Raw genomic sequence first — 12,151 nt, 5'->3', positions numbered from 1 at the left:
AGTGTGTTTTGGGACTTACACACTTTATTTGACAACCCCCTGGAACAAAAGTGATTGATATCTTAAATCGGCACAAGCACAAGCAAAAACAAAAACAAGCATAACCCAAATGGATTATGCTTAATTTAACTAGAATTTATATAACCCCCACCGTCGTCAAAAACACAAGAACGATTGTCACTGGAACGAGCCAGCGCATGATTTGAAACCATACTTGATAGGTTCCATCACTAAGCCCGGTGCCAGCGGTAAATTCCTGTTTCACCAAGGCACGGTCCATTTTATATCCGATGAACAGTGCAATGAATAAACAGCCTGCGGGCAGCATGATGTTACTTACTAGAAAATCGGTTGCATCAAATACCGTTTTATCGAAAATCTTAAAATCCGCTAAAATATTGGATGAAAGTGCAGCAGGAATTCCTGCGATAAACACGAGCAGCCCGGCGATACTGGCTACCTTTCTGCGTGAACGTTTTTGGGTATTTGTAAATGCTGCTGTAATAATTTCCAGCATACTGAATGAAGAGGTTAACACTGCAAATAGGAATAATAGTAAAAATAAACTTAAGAACAGTTCACCAAATGGCATGCTGGCAAAAGCTTCTGGCAGGACGATAAACAATAAGCCTGGTCCTTCTGCTGGCTCAAGGCCAAAGGCAAATACGACAGGGAAGATGGCAAGCCCAGCCAGTAGCGATACAAAAATATTCATCATGGAAACCGATCCTGCTGCTGCCGGTAAGCTGACATCTTTTCCTAAGTAAGAGCTGTACGTGACCATCACGGAAATTCCGACAGCTAAGGAAAAGAACGATTGTCCCAATGCGTAAAGGACGTTTTCTGCATTCAGTTTGGTAAAGTCTGGCTCAAGGAAAAAGCGAATTCCTTCCATAGCCCCTTCAAATGTAACTGAACGAATAACGAGCACGATGAAAAATATAAATAATAATGGCATTAAAACTTTACTTGCTTTTTCAATCCCATCCTGAATTCCAAATGACACGACAATGATGTTGATTAGTAGAAATAGTGCCAATCCTAAAATGGTAATCCACGGACTGCCAGTTACTTGACCGAACAAATCAGGGTATTTTGCTCCATCCTGAATGATGAGCCCAGGGATGGACAATGCACTGTAGATGAGAACCCAACCACCAACAACACTGTAAAAAGACATGAGTAAAAATGCACCGGCGACTCCCCAGTGGCCGATATATCTGGAAAGGCCTTTTGGTGCCAATTTCTTATACGCACCAACTGCTTCTTTTCCCGCACCTCTTCCGATAACAAACTCGGCAATTAATATCGGCAAACCGATAATGATGGTAAAGGCGATAAATAGAAGGAAAAAGGCTCCACCACCATTCATTCCGGTCATGTACGGAAATTTCCAAATGGCTCCAAGACCAATGGCAGCACCTGCTGAAGAAAGAATAAAGCCTATTCTTGATGTCCATTGCTGTTTTTTCTGCATAGCTTGCTTCCTTTCTTGTAATCTCTGTTTTCAATTTCTTTAGTATAACATAGAGGTTCTTCGATAAACAACGGATGGTCATTATCGTTGGTCTTATTTTACAAACAGGTAAATAAAATAGATTAACAAGTCAATAGAGGGGGAGTGCGGTGTTTGTTTCGGATAAAGTAAAAAATTTGCCTGCCTATGTATTTTCAGAGTTTCAGCAGAAGAAAAAGGAGCTGGAAGCAAAGGGGGTGAATGTGATTGATCTTGGCATTGGAGCACCGGATTTGCCAACACCAGATTTTTTATACAGAAAGTTAATGGAAGAAGCGAAGTATCCTCATAATCACAAGTATTCCACATATAGCGGCAGTTTGGAATTTAGAGAAGCAGTAGCCAATTTTTATCAAAGACAATACAATGTTTCCTTGGAACCTGAAAAGGAAGTCTTAACCTTAATTGGCACGAAAGAAGGAATTGCTAATTTGCTTCAAGCGGTTATTAATCCGGGGGATAAAGTATTGGTTCCGGACCCAGGTTATCCAGTCTATCGAACAGGAGTACACCTGGCTGGCGGGGAGAGTATTTCCTTTCCATTGGATGAAAAGAACGGCTATGTACCGATGTTTGAAAAGGTTAAGATAGCCGATGCAAAACAGGCAAAGCTAATGTTCCTCAACTACCCGAGCAATCCTACAACAGCAACAATAGAATTAAACACTTTTGGGAAAGCGGTTTCTTATGCGAAAAAATACTCCATCGCGGTTGCCAGTGATTTAGCCTACGATTTAGTGACATTTGATGGTTATCATGCGCCAAGTGTATTGGAAGTGCCTGGTGCCAAGGATTATGCAGTAGAGTTCGGTTCGTTATCGAAAAGTTTTAATATGGCCGGGTGGCGAATTGGCTATGTCGTTGGAAATCAAGAAATAATCCGTGCACTTGCAACGCTAAAAAGCAATATAGATACGAGCCAATTTCTGGCCATTCAAAAAGCCGCAGCTGCTGCACTTCAAAGTGACTTGAGTACCGTAGCGGAAAACAATCGTATTTATCAAAAGCGGCTGGAAAAATTACATGCCGCATTGAATCAGATAGGGATTGCCACAGATAAGCCAAAGGGTACGTTTTTCCTTTGGGCAAAGGTTCCGGACGGATTTACTTCTATGGAATTTGCCAACCAATTACTGCAGGAAGCAGGGATCATGGTTACCCCGGGAACGGCCTTTGGTCAAAGGGGAGAAGGATATATCCGGATTGCCTTAACGGTGACAGTGGAACGGTTGGAGGAAGTCATCCGACGCCTGAAATTGATGAAATTCGAATGAGGTGAACGGAAGATGAATAGAAATAGAGTAAGGAAAACGATGACGGCTGCTTCGGCTATTGTTGAATGCATGAGAATGGAAGGTGTAAGCAAGGCTTTTTGTGTGCCTGGGGAAAGCTATTTACCTTTACTTGATGCACTACATGATGAAAAAGCGATTCAAGTCATTTCCGCCAGGCATGAAAGTGGTGCAGGATTTATGGCAGAAGGGTATGCAAAAGCTTCCTTAAAGCCAGGCGTCGTCATGGCAACGAGAGCAGTAGGAGGGGGAAATGCAGCGATTGCTGTGCATACTGCTTATCAAGATTCAACACCAATGGTTGTATTTTTAGGGCAAGTAAGCAGCAAATTCAGGGGCAGGGAAGGATTTCAGGAAGTAAATCTTGAAACATATTTTGAGCCTATTGCGAAATGGACAGTGGAAATAACGGATGCCAAACGAACACCGGAGCTTGTGCAAAGAGCTTTTCGAATCGCTAAATCGGGAAGACCTGGCCCGGTTGTCGTATCCCTTCCAGAGGACATTCTTCCAATGGAAGCTGAAATGCAGTTTGGTCCAGTTACTTCTGTCCCGCGCCCAGCCCCCTCATTAACAGAGATCAACCAAGTGGAATTACTGCTTTCCGGGGCGAAACAGCCACTGATTCTTGCTGGTGGAGGAATTAAAAGTGCAAAAGCAGAAGCGGTACTGCAAAGATGTGCAGAAAAATGGAAAATACCCGTCATCACAGCTTTTCGTCGCCATGATGTTTTTCCAAATAATCACCGGTTATATGGCGGTCAGTTAGGCTTGGGAACCTCTAAGGAAATTCTACAAACGGTACAGGAAGCGGATGTTATCTTAGCTTTTGGAACAAGGCTTTCGGAAGTAACCACACAAGACTACACCATCATCACTCCTGAAAAGAAGCTGATTCACGTCGATTTGGACTACGAGACAATCGGAAAAGTATTTGCACCGGATATTGGCATTGTGGCTGATGTAAGGGAAGCATTGCTTTTACTGGAGAAAATCCAGATAAAGTCGGAATGGGAGGCCTGGGCACAGGAAAGAAGGTTAGCTTACGAGAAAGCAAGCCATTTACACGTTTCTGATCATGATTCTATTTACAAGCATGTCATTTCCATATTAAAGAAGAAAATCGCAAAGGATGACCTTATAACGAATGATGCAGGAAATTTTGCCGGTTGGCTCCATGCTTATTATCGTTTCCATGATAAGCATACATATATTGGGCCAACATCAGGTGCAATGGGCTATGGCATGCCTGCAGCACTTGGTGCAAAACTGGCATTGCCAAACAAAACAGTTATATCCTTATCCGGTGACGGTGGATTTATGATGACCGCTCAGGAATTGGAGACGGCTGCTCGCTATCACATACCAGTCATATGTCTCGTTTTCAACAATCGGATGTATGGAACCATTCGCATGCACCAGGAAATTCATTACCCGAAAAAAGTGATTGCAACCGATTTAGGGGATGTATCTTTTAAGGATTTAGCGAGGAGTATGGGAGTGACAGCATATCAAGTGGGTACTCCGGCAGGCTTCACGGAGGCGCTGGATAAGGCTTTACAAAAACAAGCACCGGTAGTGATTGAAATTCTTACGGATAAAGAACAAATATCAGTTTCCAGTACGATTTCTGAGCTTCAACATCGAAAAAAATAAAGGGGGATATGTGAATGGCGATTTCCTTGGAAACGAAGAAATTAGCAAATTTTATTGATGGAAAATGGGTGGAGGGAAGTAAAGCAACGGCCGTAATCAATCCTGCAAGTGGGGAAGAAATTGTTCAGGTTCCACTATCTGATGCAAGCAATGTTGATGATGCTGTTACTGCAGCCAAAAGGGCGCAGAAGAAATGGGCACTCGTTCCAGCACCACAGCGGGCGGAGCTGCTTTATCGAGTGGGGAATTTGCTGAAGGAACGAAAGGAAAGATTATCGCAACTATTGACGATGGAAAACGGCAAAGTGCTGGAAGAGGCAAGGGGAGAAGTGCAGGAAGGCATTGACATGGCCTTTTACATGGCAGGGGAAGGAAGGCGGCTATTTGGACAGACGACACCAGCTGAATTGAAAAATAAATTTGCCATGAGTCAACGTGTTCCGGTTGGGGTCGTCGGCATTATTACGCCATGGAATTTTCCAATTGCCATAGCGACATGGAAATCATTCCCGGCAATTGTTGCAGGGAATGCCGTTGTATGGAAGCCAGCAACAGAAACCCCGATTATGGCCTATGAGCTTGCCAAAATATTTGAGGAAGCAGGCTTGCCGAATGGTGTATTAAATGTCGTGTTCGGGACTGGTCAAACGGTTGGAAATGCGATGGTGCACCATCAGGATATTCGGGTAATTTCCTTTACCGGGTCCAATGATGTTGGCAGAAATATTGCAGCAGACTGTGGCAGACAATTAAAGAAAGTATCACTGGAGATGGGCGGGAAAAATGCGGTTATCGTGATGGATGATGCGGATCTTGATTTGGCGGTAGAAGGAATTTTATGGAGTGCATTTGGAACGAGCGGACAGCGCTGTACTGCATGCAGCAGGGTAATTGTTCATGAAGCGGTGAAGGAAGAACTGGAAAATAAGTTATTAGCAGCAATGAAGGATTTAACGATTGGTGACGGGTTGGATCCGTCTGTAAAAGTGGGACCAATTATTAACCGGGCAGGGCTGGAGAAGATTAAGGATTATATCGGAATTGGGAAAAATGAAGGTGCAAAACTGTTGGAAGGCGGCTATGAGTTAAGTGGCTCCGGCTATAGGGGAGGACAATTCTTTGCGCCAACCTTGTTTACGGATGCAACAGCAGATATGCGGATTGCGCAGGAGGAGATCTTTGGCCCGGTCGTTTCGCTGATTCCTGTCAGCAGTTTGGAAGAGGCAATTGAAGTAAATAATGGCGTGTCCTTTGGCCTATCCAGCTCGATTTTTACCCAGAATGTGAATCGTGTTTTTCAGGCTCAGCGTGATTTGGATACAGGAATTGTTTATGTCAATGCGGGAACGACCGGTGCGGAAATTCATCTGCCATTTGGTGGAACAAAAGGAACCGGAAATGGCCACCGGGATTCCGGGGTGCAAGCGTTGGATGTGTTTACGGAGTGGAAGGCGGTCTATGTGGATTACAGTGGAAAATTGCAGCGTGCGCAAATTGATGTGGACTAGGAAAAATGACAGAGGTGGACTTTTAACACTTGAAATACTGGGAGGAATGTTATGAAAGTCGGTGTCTTAGGTTCTGGTTTAATGGGAAAGGAAGCAGCGAGGGATTTGGTGGCAAGTACTGAGGTTACCGATGTTGGTTTAGCAGATGTAGATATCAATCGTGTACAACAGGTTTGTGATACATTACCATCTTCTAAACTATCGGCCCATCAGGTAGATGCGAACAATCCGAAAGAATTAGCGGGCTTTATGAAGCAATTTGACGTGATCATTAATGCACTGTTTTATTCTTTTAATGAAATCGTAGCGAAAACCGCAATTAAAGTCGGAGTGAGTTCGGTTGATTTGGGAGGCCATATCGGAAATATTACCGATAAGGTGCTTCAACTGGGTGAGGAAGCGAAGAAAGCGGGAGTGACAATCATTCCTGATCTCGGTGTTGCACCAGGAATGATTAATATTTTATCTGGTTATGGTGTGAGCAAACTTGATAAGGCCCAATCCATTAAATTGTATGTTGGTGGTATTCCATTACGGCCAGAAGCCCCTTTTGAATACAATCATGTGTTTTCCATGGAAGGGGTTTTTGACCATTATACAGATCCCTCTTTAATTATTCGAGATGGAATGAAACAGGAAGTCCCTTCATTATCCGAAGTGGAAGAAGTGCATTTTGAAAAATTCGGTCCGCTGGAGGCCTTCCATACTTCAGGGGGAACGTCCACCCTTTCGCTCTCCTATCCGGATTTAGAGGAATTAGAATACAAAACAGTAAGGTATCCAAGGCATGCGGAAAAGTTTCAGTTGCTCGTGGATTTGAATTTGACACGTAAGGATTATGAAGTGGATGTAAATGGCCAGAAGATTAATCCAAGAGAGGTATTTTTAAAAGTACTCGATCCGATTGTAGAGCTAGGGGATAAAGATGATGTGGTCCTGCTCCGTGTTATCGTTTCCGGCTTAAAGGATGGGCAACCGACAACATTTGAATATGAAATGGTAACGTATAAAGATCAGGCTACCCAAGTGACAGCAATGGCAAGAGCGACAGCAAATACGATTTCCACTGTTGCACAAATGATAGGAAATGGCATAATAAAAGAGAAGGGTGTGTACCCGCCAGAGAAAATAGTTCCTGGTGACACGTATATGAAAGAAATGGCAAAGCGTGGGGTAATGATTAAAGAAATGTAATTCTATTAATCTCGTATGATGGATGAAAGGATCTGGGGCGTCATGAATACCGTATTTATCGCAGGGCACGCAAGACTTCCATCAGGAATGGCAGCAAAAAGCATGTACGAAACATTAACGATTACAGCAGAGATTGACAAAAAATATAGCGTCATTGTAGCGGCAAACTGTACCCTGGCAACAGAGCATGGCCGTGACTTTATTCAGCGGCTTTTGCGCGGATACAGCTTGCAGGAAGGCATTGATGAGCCGGTTCAGATTATTAAAGAACATTACCTGGGAAAAGCAGGAAATGCTCTTGCATCCGCGCTGAAGGACTTGTATAAGCAGTATGAGGGGTATGTGGAGCATTTGGAAAGTTGAGATTGCATATCTAAGTTAGGGTAGAGGAACAGCCTAATTCTTTTTCTGGAAGGAAGAGAGGGAGGTTGTTTTTCTATTTCAGGAATCAACCGTTGTGGAGCGGAAATCAACGCCAAAAGGCATATATCAACCGTTGGAAAATAAATCAACACAAATAACGTGAATAACAACCATTAAAAAACTTATTAACCTACAAATACAACAAATCTTCAAAATAAATAAAGAGAAGATCTGCCTAGTCCAAAAAGTTGGCAGATCTTCTCATTTTTATTTCACTAATTCCTGTGATTCCCAGGGAGGAAGCATTTTATTTAATGGCTTATTCTGTCTGTATCCAAGGACGTATTCCGCTTGCATTACTGTGTGAATTTCACGAGTTCCTTCGTAAATAACCGGTGCTTTCGAGTTGCGTAAATAGCGTTCCACTGGATATTCATCCGAATAGCCGTATGCACCGTGAATCTGTACGGCATCGTCTGCAGCTTTGTTGGCAAAGTCACATGCCTGCCATTTGGCTAGGGACGTTTCACGAGTATTGCGCACGCCTTTATTTTTCAGTTCTCCAGCTCGGTAAACAAGCAAGCGGCTCATTTGCAGACCTGCTTCCATTTTGGCAAGCATTTGCTGGACAAGCTGATGTTTTCCAATCTCTTTTCCAAAGGTTGCACGTTCATGGCAATATTTCACACTTGCTTCCAGGCATGCCATAATTTGTCCGACAGCCCCAGCAGCAACAGTAAATCGACCATTATCCAGTGCAGACATGGCAATTTTAAATCCTTCTCCTTCTTCACCGAGGAGGTTTTCTTTTGGAACTTTAACATTTTCGAAAAATAGTTCTCCGGTATTGCCGGAGCGTATTCCATGCTTTCCTTTAATCGCTTTGGAGGAGAAGCCTTCCCATGTCCGTTCCACAATGAAAGCAGAAATACCTTTATGTTTCTCCGAGCGGTCCCCTGTATAGGCAAAAACTAAAAAGTGGTCTGCCACATCACAAAGGGAAATCCATGTCTTTTGTCCGTTTAAAATATAGTAGTCTCCATCTTTGGTAGCCGTTGTTTGAAGGGCTGCCACGTCGGAACCGGTACCAGGCTCGGTAAGACCGAAAGCACCGATTTTTTTCCCTTGAGCTTGAGGTGTCAAGTACTTTTGCATTTGTTCCTCGGTTCCCCACTGGAGCAATGTCATGCTGTTTAATCCGGTGTGAACGGAAACAGCGGTACGGAAGGCGGTGTCCCCGCGTTCCAGCTCCTCACAAACGATGGCGAGGGAATTATAATCCATGCCAGCACCCCCATATTCTTCAGGGATGCAAACACCCATCAGGCCGAGTTCTGCCAGTCTTTTATAAATATTGGGGTCAAATTTGCCTTGTCTGTCCCAGTCACCGATATACGGCATAATCTCCTTGTCTACAAAATCCCGAACCGTTTTGCGCAGCATCTTTTGTTCTTCTGTGAAATTAAAATTCATCATATCGTCTCCTTATTTTTTATATTTAAATAAAATTTCCTCGTTATGTTCACCGGCATCTGGAGGGTGGTGTCTAAGACTTACGGGTGTACGCGAAAGTTTTAGTGGACTGCCAATCATTTTTATTACTCCAGCAGTAGGGTGATCACAATCGATAAACATCTCTCTTGCTTGTAATTGCGGGTCGTTCACCACTTCCTCCAAATTCTGAATGGGGCCACATGGAATGCTTTCTTCCTTGCACTTTTCCTGCCAATAAGCGGTTGGTTTTGTTACAAATGCTTTTTGCAGTAACGAAATGAGTTCTTCTCTATGCTGAACTCGATCCGGATTCGTTAAAAACCGTTGATCTTCACTAAGCTGTGGTACTTCCAACAGGTTACATAGCCTTTTAAATTGATTATCATTTCCTACTGCGATCACCATTTCTCCATCCGCTGTTTGGAAGGTTTGATAAGGAACAATATTGGCATGCTGATTTCCAAGCGGTTTTGGAATCTTGCCGGACATTAAGTAATTGCTTCCAATATTGACAAGCGAACTTACCGCTGCATCATATAGTGCAATATCAAGCATTTGCCCTTTACCGGATTGTGTACGTTCCAGTAATGCAGCCTGAATACCAATGCATGCGTAAAGGCCTGTCAGTACATCAGTAATGGCAACGCCCAGTTTCTGTGGACCGGATATTTCATCCCCGGTAATGCTCATCAGCCCACTCATGGCCTGAATGATGAAGTCATAACCTGGCAAATCTTTGTAAGGGCCTGCTTCACCAAAGCCAGTAATCGAACAGTAAACAATTTGCGGGTTTTCTTTTGATAGGGTGTTATAGCCAATACCGAATCGTTCCATCGTGCCAGCTTTGAAATTATTAATTATGACATCACTTTCTTTGACTAAATCTTTGATGAGCTGAACACCAGCCTCAGTCTTTAAATCAATGGTTATGCTTTTTTTATTACGATTAGCACTTAAATAATAGGCACTGACATCCTTTTGAAATGGCGGGCCCCATTTTCGGGTTTCATCACTTCCACCAGGTGCTTCCACTTTGATAACCTCTGCACCTAAATCCCCAAGAATCATCGTACAATACGGACCAGCCAGTACGCGGGACAGATCAAGAATACGAATATTTTCCAGTGCACCAGGCATATATTCACTCCTTTCTATAAGTAAAATGAATAAAAAAAGGCCAGTTCAAATGAATTACAGCATGCACTGTAAATTACATTGAACTGGCTTACATCTGTTGGAACAGACCTGGAAAAAGGAATGTGAACAGACTAGGCAGTAACTTATTCGTAGGTTTAATGAATCGTGTTTATAAACGTAAAATTTAATGAACACGATTTGTTAATTCCTATTATAAAACAATTAAAAATATTTGTAAACGTTTTCTTTTAAATTTTTTTGAAAAATTATATGTATGGTTAAGGAATTTGGAATAAATCGACTTATAAATAAAATAGTTATTCATAGTCAAGTCACGCGTCTAATTCACTAAACCGAGCGACCCCCGAACCAAATCGCGATAGGTCTATGTCAAACCGAGCGACCATCATTCGAAACCGAGCTAGCCTTGCCACAAATCGAGCGCCCCCAGCCCAAACCGCGCGAGGTCTAAATCAAACCGAGCGACCATCATTCGAAACCGAGCTAGCCTTGCCACAAATCGAGCGCCCCCAGCCCAAACCGCGCGAGGTCTAAATCAAACCGAGCGACCATCATTCGAAACCGAGCTAGCCTTGCCACAAACCAACCGACCACCACCCAAAAAAAGCATGACCTACCCGCGAACCTGGAGACCCATCCAATAAAAAGAGCCCATACATTCACCAATGCATGAGCTTTTACAAAAGTATAGGATGAATTCCTTCTGTAAAATACCCTTATTTCGCAGCTTTCTGTAGTTTGTTAATCATTTTAAGTGATCGCCCTGTTCCAATCGCAACGGATTCTAATGGGTTAGGGGCCATGTGGACTGGTACATTAATTTTGTCGGATAGCCATTCTTTCAAACCATTTAATAATGCACCACCGCCGGTTAGGACAATACCGTGATCGACAATATCACCACTCAATTCAGGAGGGCATTCTTCCAGTGTTGCACGAATGGTATCAAGAATTTGTTCGAGTGATTCTTTTATTGCGTTATAGATTTCCATGGAAGAAATCGTAATGGTTTTTGGTAAACCTGTGACCATATCACGACCACGGATTTCCATGGGTACCTCCTCATGGTTGGGGTGTGCATAGCCAATTTCCATTTTAATATTTTCTGCCGTACGCTCCCCGATTAAGATGTTGTAGTTTTTGCGAATATGTTGAATGATTTCTTCGTCGAGTCGGTCACCAGCGACACGAATGGAATTGCATGCTACGACACCACCAAAGGAAATAATTCCTACTTCGGATGTACCTCCGCCAATATCAACGATGACGTTTGCAATCGGTTCATCTACAGGCAAATCAGCACCAATTGCAGCAGCGACAGGCTCCTCGATCAAATGCACATGTTTGGCTCCATAGCTCGTTACCGCATTATGAATCGCTCGGCGTTCTACAGACGTACTTCCGGATGGGGTACAGACGACAACAGTTGGCTTTCTTGTGGAAATGCCAACCTTTTTGCTTACTTTCTTAAGTAAAGCTTTTAACATTTGTGCGGTTACATCATAGTCCGCAATGACACCATCTTTTAGTGGCCGGATAGGGATGATATTTTGTGGTGTTTTTCCGATCATTTCTTTTGCCTCGGCACCGACAGCTACGACTTGTTTTGAATGTATGTCAATTGCCACAACAGATGGCTCATTTAAAACGATTCCTTTTGATTTGGAATAGATTAGAATATTTGCAGTACCTAAATCGATTCCGATTTCTGCGTTTGAAAACATAATAGTTCCTCCAATGATGTGAGTTTCTCTATATATAGAATTTCTTATTTTATGATTTGTTTCTGGGGGTGACAGTAACGTTTATACTATGGTATTTTTTGTAAATTTTTCTTCCCTCCAAAACATGAAGATAAGAATAAAAGTAAACATAATAAGCGTACAAATCAAGTAACATTTCAGTTACAAACAGAATTAGTTTGTAACAAAACTTTACTATTTAATATATTGTCAACAGCATTTTTTTGG

General features: G+C 42.8%; 9 protein-coding genes. 5 read left to right on the top strand and 4 right to left on the bottom strand.

From position 1 onward, the window contains the following. Positions 1-136: 136 nt before the first annotated feature. Entirely contained in the window at positions 137-1,477 is a 1,341-nt protein-coding gene (locus tag GMJ66_RS18135; RefSeq protein WP_156291732.1) for a sodium-dependent transporter, read from the bottom strand. A gap of 149 nt (positions 1,478-1,626) precedes the next feature. Here GMJ66_RS18135 and GMJ66_RS18130 point away from each other — a divergent pair, with 149 nt between their 5' ends. From GMJ66_RS18130 to GMJ66_RS18110, 5 genes are read left to right on the top strand one after another with little or no spacing between them, the layout of a single operon-like run. Then, on the top strand, positions 1,627-2,790 hold the full coding sequence (locus GMJ66_RS18130; RefSeq protein WP_156291731.1) for an LL-diaminopimelate aminotransferase: 1,164 nt from the start codon (positions 1,627-1,629) through the stop codon (positions 2,788-2,790). Positions 2,791-2,802: 12 nt separating this feature from the next. Further along, positions 2,803-4,464 carry a thiamine pyrophosphate-dependent enzyme gene (locus GMJ66_RS18125; protein WP_156291730.1) on the top strand — a complete coding sequence of 554 codons (1,662 nt, stop codon included), beginning with the start codon at positions 2,803-2,805 and terminating at the stop codon, positions 4,462-4,464. Positions 4,465-4,478: 14 nt separating this feature from the next. Next, the gene (locus tag GMJ66_RS18120) at positions 4,479-5,972 is read left to right on the top strand and encodes an aldehyde dehydrogenase family protein (protein ID WP_156291729.1); all 1,494 of its coding nucleotides are present in this window, start codon (positions 4,479-4,481) and stop codon (positions 5,970-5,972) included. A 51-nt stretch (positions 5,973-6,023) separates the two neighbouring features. Then, complete coding sequence (locus GMJ66_RS18115; RefSeq protein ID WP_156291728.1) at positions 6,024-7,166, top strand: saccharopine dehydrogenase family protein; 1,143 nt, start codon at positions 6,024-6,026, stop codon at positions 7,164-7,166. A 42-nt stretch (positions 7,167-7,208) separates the two neighbouring features. Further along, on the top strand, positions 7,209-7,529 hold the full coding sequence (locus GMJ66_RS18110; protein ID WP_156291727.1) for a DUF3870 domain-containing protein: 321 nt from the start codon (positions 7,209-7,211) through the stop codon (positions 7,527-7,529). Between the two features lie 267 nt (positions 7,530-7,796). Here the strand turns inward: GMJ66_RS18110 and GMJ66_RS18105 are convergent, their stop codons facing one another. From GMJ66_RS18105 to mreBH, 3 genes are all read right to left on the bottom strand, one after another. Continuing rightward, positions 7,797-9,002, bottom strand: coding sequence for an acyl-CoA dehydrogenase family protein (locus tag GMJ66_RS18105; protein WP_156291726.1), 1,206 nt, complete (start codon positions 9,000-9,002; stop codon positions 7,797-7,799). A 12-nt stretch (positions 9,003-9,014) separates the two neighbouring features. Continuing rightward, positions 9,015-10,160 carry a CaiB/BaiF CoA transferase family protein gene (locus tag GMJ66_RS18100; protein WP_156291725.1) on the bottom strand — a complete coding sequence of 382 codons (1,146 nt, stop codon included), beginning with the start codon at positions 10,158-10,160 and terminating at the stop codon, positions 9,015-9,017. Between the two features lie 737 nt (positions 10,161-10,897). Next, positions 10,898-11,905, bottom strand: a complete 1,008-nt coding sequence (gene mreBH, locus GMJ66_RS18095; RefSeq protein WP_156291724.1) for a rod-share determining protein MreBH — start codon at positions 11,903-11,905, stop codon at positions 10,898-10,900. Positions 11,906-12,151 lie beyond the last annotated feature (246 nt).

It is taken from the genome of Oceanobacillus salinisoli (assembly GCF_009733865.1).
Classification (GTDB): Bacteria; Bacillota; Bacilli; order Bacillales; family Amphibacillaceae; genus Oceanobacillus; species Oceanobacillus salinisoli.
This window is presented reverse-complemented; position numbering and strand designations above follow the sequence as displayed.